11 protein-coding genes are annotated in these 14,032 nt (G+C 69.6%); 5 read left to right on the plus strand and 6 right to left on the minus strand.

Annotated features, from left to right (window positions below; all coding sequences use genetic code 11):
* Window positions 1–57: 57 nt before the first annotated feature.
* Complete coding sequence (locus HUA75_RS25045; RefSeq protein ID WP_371746184.1) at window positions 58–2,622, minus strand: amidohydrolase family protein; 2,565 nt, start codon at window positions 2,620–2,622, stop codon at window positions 58–60.
* Between the two features lie 254 nt (window positions 2,623–2,876).
* On the opposite strand from HUA75_RS25045, the gene HUA75_RS25050 reads away from it, so the two are divergent.
* Window positions 2,877–4,241 carry a sigma 54-interacting transcriptional regulator gene (locus tag HUA75_RS25050; RefSeq protein WP_174454871.1) on the plus strand — a complete coding sequence of 455 codons (1,365 nt, stop codon included), beginning with the start codon at window positions 2,877–2,879 and terminating at the stop codon, window positions 4,239–4,241.
* 3 nt (window positions 4,242–4,244) lie between these two features.
* Here the strand turns inward: HUA75_RS25050 and HUA75_RS25055 are convergent, their stop codons facing one another.
* Complete coding sequence (locus HUA75_RS25055; protein WP_371746185.1) at window positions 4,245–5,078, minus strand: M15 family metallopeptidase; 834 nt, start codon at window positions 5,076–5,078, stop codon at window positions 4,245–4,247.
* A gap of 138 nt (window positions 5,079–5,216) precedes the next feature.
* Between HUA75_RS25055 and HUA75_RS25060 the strand changes: the two genes are divergently transcribed.
* Window positions 5,217–5,861 carry a DUF3332 domain-containing protein gene (locus tag HUA75_RS25060; protein WP_174487902.1) on the plus strand — a complete coding sequence of 215 codons (645 nt, stop codon included), beginning with the start codon at window positions 5,217–5,219 and terminating at the stop codon, window positions 5,859–5,861.
* Between the two features lie 77 nt (window positions 5,862–5,938).
* Here the strand turns inward: HUA75_RS25060 and HUA75_RS25065 are convergent, their stop codons facing one another.
* Together HUA75_RS25065 and HUA75_RS25070 are read right to left on the minus strand one after the other, a co-directional pair.
* Window positions 5,939–6,493 (minus strand): hypothetical protein, encoded by a 555-nt coding sequence (locus tag HUA75_RS25065; protein ID WP_141641906.1) that lies wholly within the window; start codon window positions 6,491–6,493, stop codon window positions 5,939–5,941.
* Window positions 6,490–7,854 (minus strand): hypothetical protein, encoded by a 1,365-nt coding sequence (locus HUA75_RS25070; protein ID WP_174487798.1) that lies wholly within the window; start codon window positions 7,852–7,854, stop codon window positions 6,490–6,492. The genes HUA75_RS25065 and HUA75_RS25070 overlap by 4 nt, the downstream gene beginning before the upstream one ends.
* An 81-nt stretch (window positions 7,855–7,935) precedes the next feature.
* On the opposite strand from HUA75_RS25070, the gene HUA75_RS25075 reads away from it, so the two are divergent.
* Window positions 7,936–8,643 (plus strand): gluconate 2-dehydrogenase subunit 3 family protein, encoded by a 708-nt coding sequence (locus HUA75_RS25075; protein ID WP_254627734.1) that lies wholly within the window; start codon window positions 7,936–7,938, stop codon window positions 8,641–8,643.
* Entirely contained in the window at window positions 8,640–10,310 is a 1,671-nt protein-coding gene (locus HUA75_RS25080) for a GMC family oxidoreductase (protein WP_141641908.1), read from the plus strand. The genes HUA75_RS25075 and HUA75_RS25080 overlap by 4 nt, the downstream gene beginning before the upstream one ends.
* Here HUA75_RS25080 and HUA75_RS25085 read toward each other — a convergent pair.
* The gene (locus HUA75_RS25085) at window positions 10,307–10,795 is read right to left on the minus strand and encodes a hypothetical protein (protein ID WP_246137092.1); all 489 of its coding nucleotides are present in this window, start codon (window positions 10,793–10,795) and stop codon (window positions 10,307–10,309) included. The two genes, HUA75_RS25080 and HUA75_RS25085, sit on opposite strands and share 4 nt — an antisense overlap.
* Before the next feature lie 48 nt (window positions 10,796–10,843).
* On the opposite strand from HUA75_RS25085, the gene HUA75_RS25090 reads away from it, so the two are divergent.
* Window positions 10,844–11,281 carry a hypothetical protein gene (locus HUA75_RS25090; protein WP_141641910.1) on the plus strand — a complete coding sequence of 146 codons (438 nt, stop codon included), beginning with the start codon at window positions 10,844–10,846 and terminating at the stop codon, window positions 11,279–11,281.
* Window positions 11,282–11,615: 334 nt separating this feature from the next.
* Here the strand turns inward: HUA75_RS25090 and HUA75_RS25095 are convergent, their stop codons facing one another.
* Window positions 11,616–14,021 carry a hypothetical protein gene (locus HUA75_RS25095; RefSeq protein ID WP_174487799.1) on the minus strand — a complete coding sequence of 802 codons (2,406 nt, stop codon included), beginning with the start codon at window positions 14,019–14,021 and terminating at the stop codon, window positions 11,616–11,618.
* Window positions 14,022–14,032: the final 11 nt, after the last annotated feature.

Genomic DNA, 14,032 nt, shown 5'->3' on the forward strand with positions numbered 1-14,032 from the left:
TGAACGCGGCGGCCGTCCTCACCTGGGGGCGGCCGCCGTCGTACGTCCAGGCCCGCGCTACTTCGCGGGCAGCACGCGGTGCTTCTCGAACAGGGCCTGCTGACGGCTGACGAGCGGCACCTGCCGTCCGGCCAGCCACATGCCCACGGGCCGCGACGCGGACTCCAGCGGGTCGCCGTTCCACAGCACCACGTCCGCCACCGCGCCGGGAGCAAGCTTCCCCACCGGCAGGCCGAACGCGTCCGCCACGCTGGAGGTCATCGCGCGCAGCGCGTCCGTGTGCGGCAGGCCCCAGGCCACCGCGTTGCCCGCCTCCTGTGCCAGCGTGCGCACCATCGCGGGCTCGCCCAGCACGGAGAACAGCACCCTCACGCCCGCGCTGTTCAGGAGCGCCGCGGAGTCCAGCCGGCTGTTGAGCCGGTCGAAGTCCATGGGCAGGTTCTGCGTGGGCTGGAGAATCACCGGCACCTTCGCCGCGGCCAGCTCCGACGCCACCATCCACGCCTCGCTGCCTCCGGCGATGACGAGCTTGAGGTTGTACTCGCGCGAAAGCGCCAGCGCCGCCCGGATGTCCGACGCCTTCTGCGCCGTCACCACCACCGGCAACGTGCCCGCGAGCACCGGCTGGAGCGCCTCCAAATCCAGCCGGCTCGCCGCCACGTCCCGCATGCGCCGCTGCTCGAAGTCACCCTTGCGGCGGCCGTACTCACGCGCGTCGGAGAAGACCTCGCGCAGCCGCTCCAGCACCAGCGCGCGCGAGCCCGATACGGCATCCCGTCCGCCCATGCCCAGGTTGACGTGCATCGCCAGCGAGGCGCGGCGCACCGAGCCGTCCGTCGCCACGAAGGCGCTCTGCCCGGCCACCAGCCCTCCGTGCTGCACCGTCACCGCGCTGGTGACGCCGCCCAACCGCGTCACCGGGAACACCGCCGAGGCCGGATTGAAGCTGTCCGCCGACACCAGCGCCGCGCGCACGTCCCGCTTCGCCGCGTCTCCGCGCAGCCCGTCGTCCTGCGTCGACACCTCCGCGCCCACCTCCACCAACCCCAGCGAGGTGAGAGGGTCCACCAGGCCCGGCGTCAACAACCGCCCCTTGCCGTCCACCGTCCGGCAACCCGCGGGGAGCGCGCCGCCCTCGCCCTGCGAGCGCACGCTCGACACCTTGCCGCCCTCCAGCACCACCGTGGCGACCTTCACCCAGGCCGAGCCCGTGAAGGCCGTCACGCCCTGGAACACCGTGCAGGCTTCCTGCCCCTGCGGCACCAGCTCCGCGCACGCGCGCTCCTTCGAGACATCACAACGCGCGACGAGGCCCAGGTCGGCCAGGGACGGCGTCGGCGCGGGAGCGGCCACCAGCTTCGCGGCGCTCGCCGCCAGCTCCCCCACCTCGAAGTCGCTCGCCTCCACCGCGCCCGCGCCCGCGTCGAACGTCACCACGCCATCCGCCCACACGCGCTGCGCCCTCGCATAGACGCTCAGCGGGTGGTTCTTCCACAGCACCACGTCCGCCATCTTCCCCGGCTCCAGCGAGCCAGTGACGCCCTCCACGCCCATCACCCACGCGGCGTTCAGCGTCACCCAGCGCAGCGCCTCTTCCTCGGGAATGGGGACGCCGGACTCCCTCGCCCGCCACATCGCCTTGCCGGCCTCCTGGTTCAGCCGCTGGATGCCAAAGCCCGAGTCCGAGTGGATGACGGCCTTGCCCCCCGCCTGCGACACCAGCCCGGCGTTCTCGGGGATTCCGTCCCATGCCTCCAGCTTGAAGCCCCACCAGTCCGCCCAGGTCGCGACGGCGACACCCTTCGCGGCCAGACTGTCGCGGACCTTGTAGGCCTCCAGCGCGTGGTGGAAGGCCCGAATCGAATAGCCGGCTTCCTCCGCCACCTGGAGCATCACCTCCATCTCGTCCGCGCGGTAGCAGTGGTTCTGCACCAGGATGTTGCCGCGCAGCACCTCCGCCAGCGTCTCCAGCTTCAAGTCGCGCAGCGGCGCGGGGCCCGCGTCGTCCGGCGTCTTCTCCTTCTTCTTCGCCCACTCCTCCAGCTTGGACATGTACTCGCGGGCCTGGGCGAACGCCTGCCGGTAGCCCGCCACGTTGGCCATGCGGGTGGACGGCGCCACGTTGCGGCCCTCGCCGTAGACGCGCCGGGGGTTCTCACCACACGCCATCTTCAGCGCGTCCCTCGCACCCGGGAAGCGGACTTCCGCCGCCGACCGTCCGAAGTGCAGCTTCACCGGGAAGCCCCGGCCACCAATCAGGTTGGCGCTACCTGGTAGCACCAGCAGCGCCGTGACTCCACCCGCCGCCGCGCGCCGCAGGCCCGGGTCCTGCGGCCAGAACGAGTGTTCGGCGGAGACCTCGGCCGTCACCGGCGCCGTGGCCTCGTTGCCATCGCCCGTGGAGAACGTCTCCGGCGTCGCGTAGACGCCCAGGTGGCTGTGGGCGTCGATGATGCCCGGGGTGACGTAGAGGCCGGTGCCATCCACCTCCTCCGCGCCCGGAGGTGTCGTCACCTCCGCGTTACGCCCCACCGCCGTCAGCTTGCCGTCCACCCAGGCCACCGCGCCATCCTCGATGGCCGGGCCGGTGGCGGGCATCACCGTGGCATGACGGACCACCACCGCTCGCGGCTGCTTCCAGACACGTGTCGGAGCGGGGGGCGCCAAAGAGGGGGTGGTGGGGGCGGAAGCCTGCGGGACAGTGGCGCAGGCGGAGGCCAGCATCAGGAGCAGGAAGCGGGTGCGCATAGGGGTTGCCCGTCGTATCACGCTCCGCTGGGGCTCCAACCATGCCCGGTCGGCCGGAGGGCGGGCGCCACCCCACCCGACAGGAAGTCACCTCGCGGCGAGAAGCCGTCTACAATCCCCACCCGGTCATGCCCCCTCTCCCCCCAGCCCCCATCCCCGCGCACACGGTCATCAATGCACGGGCACAGGGTGAGCGACTCTCCGCGCAACAGTTCCACCTCGTCCTGTTGGATACCGAGCGTGCCGGCACCGTCTTCCCGCTCGCCAACGAAGCGCTTCGCGTGGGCAAGGCGCCCGACAACGACGTCGTCATCGACCACCCCACGGTGAGCCGCAATCACCTGGTGGTGCGCCGCCAGGGCGACCGCTTCCTCGTCCAGGACCTGGGCTCCACCAACGGCACCTTCCTCGACGGCGCCCAAATCCGCGAGGCGTACCTGCGCCCCGGCGCCCTGCTCGAAGTGGGCGACGTGCGCCTGCGCTTCAGCCCCCAGCTCGCCCCCGTCCAGGTGGAGCCCACGCTGGAGGACCGGCTGGGAGACCTGGTGGGCCGCAGCCTGCCGATGCGGCAGATCTTCGCGCTGCTCCAGCGCATCGCCCCCACCGACTCCACGCTCCTGCTCGTCGGCGAGACGGGCTCCGGCAAGGGCGCCGCCGCCAAGGCCATCCACAAGCTCAGCCCGCGCGCACCCGGGCCGCTCGTCGTCTTCGATTGCGCCAGCGTCTCCGACTCCCTCATCGAGAGCGAGCTGTTCGGCCACGAGAAGGGCGCCTTCACCGGCGCCGTCAGCCAGCGCATCGGCTGCCTGGAGCGCGCCAACGGCGGCACCCTCTTCCTCGACGAAATCGACGACCTGGCGCTGGACCTCCAGCCCAAGCTCTTGCGTGCGATTGAGGACCGCGAGTTCCGCAGGCTCGGCGCGTCCACGCCCATCTCCTTCGACGCGCGCATCGTCGTGGCCAGCAAGAAGGACCTCTGGTCTGAGACGCAGGCGGGCCGCTTCCGCGAGGACCTCTACTTCCGCCTCTCCGTCTTCACCGTCAACCTGCCGCCCCTGCGAGACCGCAAGGAGGACATCCCCCTCCTCGTGGACGCGTTCGCCGGCGAGGGGCTGTGGCTGCGGCTGCCGGAGAAGATTCGCGAGCAGTTCAACGGGCACACCTGGCCGGGCAACGTGCGCGAGTTGCGCAACGCGCTCGAGCGCGCCCGGCACATGGTGGATATCCCGGAGCTGGCCGGGGACACGCTGCTGCGCGAGTTCACCCGCGAGCCCCCCGCCCCCGCGGGCGACTTCCTCCCCGCCGAGTTCACCGGGCCCTTCAAGGTCTGCAAGGACGAGCTCATCCGCGCCTTCGAGCGCGAGTACCTCACGCGCCTGCTCGGCCGCGCCAAGGGCAACATCGCCCGCGCCGCTCGCGATGCCGAGCTGGACCGCAAGCACCTCTACTCCCTGCTGCACAAGTACGGCCTCGTGCAGAGCGAGGGAGACTGAGCGTCACCGCGCCGGAGCGCACGCGGCGTCGAGCAACTCCGGCCGGTATTCGAAGTGCATCGTGTCGTAGTGGTACCAGCGACCGCCCCAGATGAAGCCCTCCGCCTCGAAGGCGTCCACCAGCGCCTGGGGCACGGCGTTGCGCCAGCGCACCGGCGTCCGGGGCCGCTGCCATTCCCAGTAGTGCGAGCGCGCGGTGTTCAGGTCGATGGAGACGCCGTAGGAGTGCGCGCTCCGGCGCGTCGTGTGGGCGATGTTGCGCCAGACGAACGTCCCGCCCACGCCCTGGAGGAAGGGTTTCAGCGAGGCGTCCTTCGCCACCAGCGACTCCAGCCGCGCGGCGACGCGCTGGAACGCAGGCGCCACCTTGCGGTGCACCTTGAGCCGCTGACCGAGGAACACGAGCGGCACCACGTCCACCTTCTCCTTCGCATCGCCGTACATGGCCTCGAACAGTGGCTCGAAGCGGATGCGCCCGGGGTCCTCGTCCTCGCGAGTGACCGGAGCGATGGGGCCCGCGACATAGGCAATGGAGAGCGTGTCCTCCAGGTCCGGGGCCTCCAGCTTTCGAGGGAACGACTTCCGCTGGCCGTCGTCGAACGGATGGGCGCGTCCATCCGGCAGCGTGAAGCCCCAGCCCGCGTCGAGGCGCACCGGCGTCAGCACCGGATACCACTTCGCCAGACAAGCCAGCGCGAATGGAGGTGCGCCAGGGGCATCGCGCACGGCGCGCGGAGCTTCGACAGACGGACCCGCGTCGGGCGGTGTCGCGGCGAGCGCGCCTTGGGACAGCAGACACAGCACCCAGGCGCGCGTGAAGAAGCGGACGGGAGTCACCCGCGCATCCTCGCACCCGGGGGATGTTCGAGTGGTGAGCATTGGACTGGGAGGCGAACGAAGTGTCGCCGGGAAGATCCACCGTGGCATGGTGGGTCCGCCTCCGCAGTCCTTCCATCCTCCCAAGGAGGGCCCATGATGAAGCGTCCGTCTCCGTGGCTCGCTGTGCTGTGCGCCGGTTTCATCTCCATGCATGCGACCGGGTGCTTCGGCAGTTTCAAACTCACGCAGAAGATCTGGCAGTTCAACAAGAACATCTCCGGTGAGAAGTTCGTGCAGTGGTTGATGTTCCTCGTGCTCGTCATCGTCCCCGTCTATGAGATTGGCGCGCTCATCGACGCGCTCATCATCAACAGCATCGAGTTCTGGAGCGGCAACAACCCCGTGTCGAGCGCGGACGGCACCGACGACGGCACGCGCGTCGTCCGCCTGAGCCCCACGGACGTGCTGCGCATGTCGCGCGACGCGGAGAGCGGCGTCATGAAGCTGGAGCTGGAGCGCGCGGGCCAGGAGCCCGTCATCCGCTACTTCGAGCCGCTGGAGAACGGCATGGCCGTGCGCGACGACGCGGGCGCGCTGCTCGTTCGCGCGGAAGGCGCGGCGGACGGCGCGGTGGCGGTGACCGACGCCTCGGGTGCCACGCTGACGGTCCACGGCGCGGAGGCCGTGGCGCTCGCCCGGCGCGTGTACGAGGACGGTGGAGTGCTGGCGCTCGCCCGGCACACCGTGGCCCGGTCCACCGTGTCGAATGGGCTCGCGCTCAACACCTGCGCCACGCCGTAGCCCCAAGTCAGTCTCCTGCTGGAGCGCGGTGACGCCCGAGCGTCCGGGCGTCACCGCTGGCTCACGGCGAGCCTTCGCTACGGGATGATGACACTCCCGTCGAGCGGCTCACCCTCTTCCGGACCGAAGCCCGCATCCAGTGCTTCCGAGGAGAAGGTCCCCTCCAGGCTGCGACCGGCGCCGTAGCCGTCGCCCTTCTTGAAGGACATGGAGAAGTCCCCGCGCGTCTGCTCGCCCGGGTTGCCTCCGGACTCCAACTGCAAGTCCCCCTTCTCCACCGGCGCGAAGACGCGCGACGGCTCGCCCGCGTTGAGGTGCACCACCGTGGCTCGCGCCAGTCCCGAGGGCGTGTTGCCCGCCAGGTTGATTTTCGCGCCCGGCCGCAGGTCCAACCCTTCCGTGGACACGGTGAGCCGCACCACCAGGTCCACGTCCAGGTCGTTGTTGCGGAAGTAGCTCACCTGGAGCGCCTCCGCGTTGCGGAGAATCTCCACGCGCGACACCTCCAGCGGGAAGAGCTCCGACACGCTTCCGGACAGCGAGTTGTCCGGACGGCTGCACGCCACCATGCCGGCGCCGGACGCAATGCCCGCCAGTGTCAGCGCCGCCAGGGCGCGGACCGCACTTCTCATTGCTCCACCGCGAGGTTCAGGACGCCCTTCTTCGTGAGCGCCGCCACCGGCGTGCGGTAGAGCACCACGCGCTTGCCCGTGGAGAGGAACGCCAGCTTCGGGGACCAGCCGCCGTTGGCGTCGACCAACGTCTCACGCCAGTTGCCCGCGATGCGCGCGCTGATGATGAGCTGGTCCTCGTTCGGGTTGCAGCTCGTGTCGTTGCGGCCCGTCTCCGACGAGCAGACGTAGTGGGCGATGTGCGGCTCGTGGTTCGCCGCGTCGAACGCGAGCGACGGATACCAGCCGCCCGTCCCCCGGCCGAACACCGGGTCCGGCGTCGACCATTCGCCCGTCGTCGCGCAGCTCGTCGCGCTGGGGCTCGGGCAGTCGTAGTACTGCAACACGTCGCCTCGCGAGGAGCCGCGGTTCTGCACGGCGATGCCGAAGCCCGCCACCGAGTCGTACGCGATGGACGGCCCCAGCTGCGTGTTGCCCACGCTCTCCGGCGTGGCCACCAGCACCGGCGCCGTCCAGGCCGCGCCATCCGCGTTGCGCCGCTGGAAGACGATGCCCGCGCCCGTCGCCTGCGCGGCTTCCTTCACCAGGTCGTGCACCACCGCGGGCTGCGCGCCCGCCATGATGAGACCGATGTGGCCGCCGTAGCCCGCCTTGGTGTCGCCCGACGAGGCCAGCATGCGGAACGTCCAGCTCGCGGGCCCGCCGCTCGCCAGCTCCAGGTCCGCCGACTCCCAGTCCTGACGACCGAAGTTGCCGTTGTGTCCGTCGCGATACGCGACGAGGGCCTGACCGCCGGAGAAGACCATGGACGGGTTGAGCCCGATGAGGAAGCCCACGTCGCTCAGCGGGTTGCCGATGGCCGCCGCGTTGGAGCGCGTGCCGACGACCCGCTGCGTCCACGCGCCCGCCGACGAGCGATAGGACACCGCCACATCACTCTGGAGCCAGAACGTGGAGTCGTCGCTGCCGCCACCCAGGTAGGCCACCGCCGGCTGTCCATCCGGACCGAAGGCGATCGACACCCCGTACACACGCTGCACGGTGACAATCTTCTCCGCCGGCCCGAGCACGCCCGCGTTGAACTCGCGGTAGCGCAGGTCGTAGTTCACCACGCTGCCCGTCGTCGTCCCGTTGTTCACGAAGTACGCCATGCCGATGCGGTCCTCGGGACCGACGGCCATGGCGATGTTGGAGATGGGGTTGAACTCGCTCGGGTCCGAGTCCACCTCCAAGCGGGTGAAGGGTGAATCCGAAGGTCCCGGCCCGCCATCCGGGCGCCCCGCGTCCGGATTGTCCGGATTGGAATCCTTCCCGCATCCCAATGCCAGCGCCAATCCCAGTGCCCAGACATGCCGTCTCATCTTCTGTCTCCTTGCGTTGTCGGCCCTGCACATCGTCGTTTCATCCTACGTCACCACCACGCCCGAGGAAGCAGGCGAGCCATGCATCCCGACGCGGCGAAGCGCCTCGCGCTGGGTTACGCTCGCGCACCTATGCCCCGTGCGCGTTCCCCTCGTCAGCGCCTGTCGCGGCGCTCCTTCATCCGGCGGCTGACCTTCCTGGGCGGCGGCGTCGTGCTGCTCGGACCGCTGGCCTGCAAGCGCTCCTCCGAGGAAGCCCCCAAGCCCGCCACGGACCCCGGCCCCCTGGGCACCGCGCCCGGTGGGCAACACCATCGCACCTTCTCCTCGTTCGAGCTGGCCGTCGTCACCGCCGCCACCGAGCGCATCCTCCCGCGCGACGAGGACCCCGGCGCGCTCGACGCCGACGTGCCTGTCTACCTCGACCGCATCCTCCAGACACCCGAGATGAAGCCCATGCGCGACGACTTCCTGGAGGGGCTCGCCGCGCTGGAGCGCCGCTCGCAGCGCATGTTCCAGAAGGGCTTCTCCGCCATCACCCCCGCGCAGCAGGACGAGCTGCTCACGCTCTTCAAGGACAGCCCGCCCCAGAGCGGCGAGGCGCACTTCCTGGAGCTGCTCACCGTGCTGACGTTGGAGGGCTTCCTGGGTGACCCGTCCTACGGGGGAAACAAGGGCAAGGTGGGCTGGAGGCTGATGGGGTTCGACGCCGTGGGCACCATCGCCATGGCGCCGCCCGAGGGCTACGACGGACCGAAGTGCCTGCGCGAGTGCGGGGTTCACAAGTGAGCCTGCCCGAAGTCGACATCTGCATCATCGGCAGCGGCGCGGGCGGCGCGCCCATGGCGCTGGAGCTGGGCCGCGCGGGCTTCAAAGTCGTGGTGCTGGAGAAGGGCCCCCACTACCGGCCCCAGGACTTCGTCCACGACGAAATCCTCAACAGTCGCCGCAACTTCTTCATGCCGTTGCCCTGGGAGGAGCCGCACCTGCTGCGCAAGGGCGCCAAGGGCAAGTACGAGCGCAGCTCCGCGGCGTGGACGGCCAACTGCGTGGGCGGCGGCACCGTGCACATGAGCGGCTTCTTCTACCGCCTCAAGCCGGTGGACTTCCGGCTGCGCAGCACGCTGGGCGCGGTGGCCGGCAGCACGATTGCCGACTGGCCCATCTCCTACGAGGACCTGGCGCCCTTCTACGACAAGGCCGAGCAGGAGCTGGGCGTGTCCGGACAGGCCGTGGCCCACCCCTTCGCCGAGCCGCGCAGCGCGCCGTACCCGCTGCCGCCCCTGGACGTGCACCCGGTGGCGGGGGAAATCGACAAGGCGTGCAAGGGGATGGGCTGGCACTCGCTGCCCACCGCGCGCGGCATCATCAGCCGTCCCTACAAGGGCCGGGCGCCGTGCGCGTACTGCGCGCTGTGTGGCAGCTACGGCTGTGAGATGGGCGCCAAGAGCGGCACGAACGCAAGCCTCATCCCCGCCGCCGTGGCCACCGGCAACGTGCAGGTGCGGCCGGGCTGCATGGCGCGCACCGTGGAGGTGGACAAGAAGGGACGCGCGCGCAGCGTCATCTACCTGGACGCGGACGGCGTCACCCAGGAGCAGCCCGCCAAGGTCATCGTCGTGTCGTGCACGGCGGTGGAGAGCGCGCGGCTGTTGCTCAACTCCACATCCAGCCGCTTCGCGAGCGGACTGGCCAACGGCAGCGGGCTGGTGGGAAAGAACCTCATCTTCAGCTCGTTCGGTGAGTCCCAGGCGACGTTCCGACTGTCGAAGCAGGCCGAGAAGCGCCCGTGGCTCAAGGACCCGGGCCCCTTCGTCAACCGCAGCATCCAGGACTTCTACCTGATGCCGGATGAGCGCTTCGGCTTCCGCAAGGGCGGCACCATGGGCTTCATGTGGGCACATCCCAATCCCATCCATGCCGCCACGGGGCTTGCCGGCAGCGGCTCCTCGGCCGTCTTCGGCAAGGAGCTGAAGGACAGGATGCGGGCCTACCGGGACTCGCGCATCCTCCTGTTCGAGGTCTACGGGGAGTTCCTCCCCACGCCCGGCAGCTACGTGGGCGTGGAGAGCGCGGTGAAGGACAAGCACGGCATCCCCGTGGCCGCCATCACCGTGGAGCGACACCCCACGGACCTGGTCGCCACGCGCTTCCTCGTCGAGCGCGGTGAAGAAGTCCTGCTGCGCCTGGAGCCAGATGAACTCAAGCGCACCACCACCGCCGGAGAGACGACCATCCTCCAGCACGGCACCTGCCGCTTCGGTGACGACGCGGCCACGTCCGTGCTGGACAGGAATTGCCGCGCGCACGAGGTGCCCAATCTCTATGTCGTGGACGGCAGCTTCATGCCCACGGGCGGCAGCGTGCCCTCCACGCTGACCATCGCCGCCAACAGCTTCCGGGTGGCGAGCCACCTTGTTCGAACGTTGAAGCAAGGCGTCGCCTCCGGCGGTTAGCGATTGCGCAGGGGCGTCACGTCGACCTTCACGGCGTAGCGCGCCTGCATGTCGGACTCGAACTCGATGAGGTGGTCGCCCACTCCGGTGACGTCCGCCTCCTTCGTGAAGACGCTGAACTTCTCCATCGAGTCGAGCACCGCGCGCCCATCCGCCGCCAGACGCGTGCGGGCCCGGCACCCCTCCTCGTGGAAGATGACCACCGTCTCCTCTCCCGCGGCGGTGACCTCGTCCAGGTAGAAGCTCACCTTGACGTGAGACGCCTCCGGCACCTGGACGATGAACTTGCTGCGACCAGGGAAGCGACCCTCCGCATAGCCTTCCGCTCCGAGAATGCAGCCCGCGACGCTGCCACACACGGGCCACGTCTCATCACACGCATCCTTCACACGCGGACCGATGAAGTCGTCGCGCGTGTCGCCACAACCCACCACCAACAACATGAGCAGGAATGCACCGGCGCTCTGGGCCTTACGACAGAACACTGTTACAACATTCATCATCATCGACCCTCTAGCGAGGAGTGAACGTCCATGCGACTGCACACCCCGTGGCTCCCTATTCTCTTCTTCTCACTCGCGGCCTGCGGTGAGAGCGCCGAAGAACTTCCCAAGACCCCGCAGCTCGTCTCGGACCGCGACGAGATGGCATTCGACCGCGAGTTCAACGCGGGCACCTTCGTCGGAACCAGTGGCTTCAACTCGGTCATGGTGACGAACATGGGGGAGGATACGCTGGAAATCACCGACATCACCCTCAACGCTCCGTCCGTGTTCACGATGAAGGTCTCCAATGACTACACGGCCGGCACGCCCCTGCAGCTGCCCTCGCTGAAGCACGTCTTCATCGAGGTGACGTTCAAGCCGCGCGAGGCCCAAGTGTACCAGGGCACCATCACCATCAAGTCCAATGCGGCGAACCTTCCAGAGAAGGTCATCGCCCTCAACGGACAGGGTATCGCGCCTCCCTGAGCCTCCCCGAGGGTGAAGGGTGACGGGCACCACCCGCCACCCCACCCAGGTGGGTGTCATTCGCTCGCCCGCCCGCCGTGGCACACCTCGCGAAGTCGCTGGCCCACACCGCGCGCCAGGCCTCGCGACAATCACACACATTCCGCCGGACACCGGGTGATGGCCTCGCGAAAGCCAGGTCTCCCCGCATGAGCGACGGCTTCGTCGCCCCTTGTTCCATCCACCCTGCCTCGGCAGCCGCCCCGCCTCGTTGAAGCCGGGTCAGACACATCGCGAGACACCGCATCGAACCAGGTGACTCCGCTGGGAGCGAGTCACCCGGCCCGGCTCCCACTCACGGCTGACGGGTGAAGGCACAGCCCCCGCGCGGCCCGGGAGCGCCACCGTCTGGCGTACCCGCGTCTTCCAGCCCCGGGCACTGCGTCGTCACGCCGCCATCCCGCGTGTACGACTGGGGATAGTCGCCGTAGCCGGTGCGCAGCGTGTACTCCACCTGCTCGTAGGACGTGCGCTCGGCCGCCGACACATCCACGCGCATCTTCCCGCCACGAATGAAGCGCGGCTCCAGACAGCCACACGCGTACGGGGCCAGGGTGACGACGGTGGAGTCGGGGCGCTCCTCCAGGTTGAACAGCGGCTGGAAGCTGCTCAGCGGAGCATTCGCCGGCGTGTGCCACGCCCGCAGCGCGTCCGAGCGGTAGCCCAGCGTCAGCGCCTGGTTGCGGCTGCCCGCCCTCACCGCCACGCAGCCATCGCCCATGCCACTGTCCGGCACCGTGCCTCCGTCGGCGCCCGCGACGGCGTCGCCGTCACAGAAGGTCAAGTCCAGCGCGAGGCCGTGCACCGAGCCACCGTCCTGCTGCTTCGCCACCTCCCACTGCACCAGCCACGCGCGGTCTTCCGGCGGCGGCACGGCGGGGAGCTGGAACATGAAGGAGTCCACGTCGGACGGCACCGCGTCGTAGTCCATGGGGCCGCGCACGCCCCGGCCGTTGATGCGGTCATCGCCGTTGCGCAGCCGTCCATAGCCATGCGACAGCCGGCCGGTGACGGTGTACTCCGCCGTGTCCGGCGGCGCGGGGAAGGCCGTGGTGGAGGCCAGGGGCTTGGACACCGCCGACTCCGTCGACGTCCCGCCGTAGCGGCTGACCTCGTCCGCGTCTTCCGCCTCCCACGTCACGTCCAGCCGGTAGTCCTTGTCATCCGCCCAGTTGGTGCCGTCGTCCTGGACGTTGAAGTAGTACAGCTCCGAGGCCGCGCGCGGGGGCACCGGGATGACGCCCTCGAAGTTGCTCAGGTTGGTGAAGCGCGGGTTGTTCGACGTCTCCTCGCGCAGCGAGTGCAGACACATGGGCGCCGGCAGGTCCGTGCGCTGGCAGTACCCCCGCACCAGCGCGACGATGTCCGGATTCTCTCCGTAGCCCTTGGGGCACGCCGTCGCGTCATCGGTGCATGCGGTCCGCCACTCATCCACGTTCACCCCCTTCGACACCAGGGTGAACACGAGCACCTGGCGGTCCGGCGTGTCCGGCAGCGCGGGGAAGCGGCCCCCGGTCGCCAGCGGCACCACGCGGTAGCGCAGCCGCGTGGGCACGGTGGAGGCCGGCAGGCGCACCCCGTACCAGTCCTGGTCGCCGATGTAGCCGATGCGTCCGGTGAAGGCCTTCGACGACGCGGGTGACGGTGAGGCCAGGTCCCACAGCAGCGCGTCGCCGACCTTGTCGTTGCCGAGCTGCGTCTGGTCCTGGGGGTCCGCCTCGTCCAGGACGCGGATTTCCACGTCGTACCCCTGGCGCACATCACCCTGTGACGTGTCCCGGTCGCTGATGCCGCGGTAGCCGCGCACCACCAGCATCCACTTGCCCGCGTGCTCCGCCTTCACCTTGCGCGCCGTCGCCAGCACGCCCGGGCGCACCTGCGGACGAACCTCGCCCTCGTCCTCCTTCTCCTCCTTGGTGAGGAAGCCGGGGCGCAGGAGCTGGTACGACAGCCGCCAGTTGGGCACGAAGCCCAGGTCCGGCGCCGTCACGCTCACGTACGCCACCTTCCCCACGGGCAGGTCGAAGGTGTAGCGGTCCACATCGTTGTCCGTGGCCAGGAAGCCCGACACCGTCCCCACCTGCACGCCCGCGCCCTGCGACACCAGCGACAGCGGCGTGGCGGCGGCAAGGGCGTCGTTGGGCTCGTGCGTGTCCGGGTTCTCGGTGATTTGCAGCGTCAGCCGGTAGGGGTTGCGCGCATCGAACTTGGGCTGGGAGACGACGTCCGGCGCGTCCTGCACCAGCACCAGCAGCGTCTTGCCCTTCAGGTCGTCGCGCAGCGGCACGACCATGTCCACCGGCTTCGGCGCGCCCTGGCCATGCTTGTCGTCCTTCTTCGCCAGCGAGCTTTCCGCCCCGTCAGGCAGCGTCTCCAGCACGCTGATGGACAACTGCACCGCGGTGCTGGAGGCCACGTAGAGCCCGTTGAGGTTGAGCAGCGTGCGCGCGCTGGTATTGGCGGGCAGGACGATGCGGTACCAGTCCTGGTCGCCTTCGCGCGTCGCCCCTTCCTTGACGAGCAGGCGCTCCAGCGGTTCACCGGGCTTGAGCTCGCACTCGGCCAGCGTCAGCGCCTCTTCCCGGCTGTTGCAGAGGTCCTGCACCTGGGGAGTGCCCGCGTCCTCCTTGTCACCGCCCCCAGAGGAGCAGGCAGTGAGGGCGAGCAGCGCGAGCGACAACAGTCGGACTTGGGTCTTCATGGGAGCGTCGA

The organism is Myxococcus sp. CA040A, assembly GCF_013336725.1.
GTDB classification, from domain to species: Bacteria; Myxococcota; Myxococcia; order Myxococcales; family Myxococcaceae; genus Myxococcus; species Myxococcus llanfairpwllgwyngyllgogerychwyrndrobwllllantysiliogogogochensis.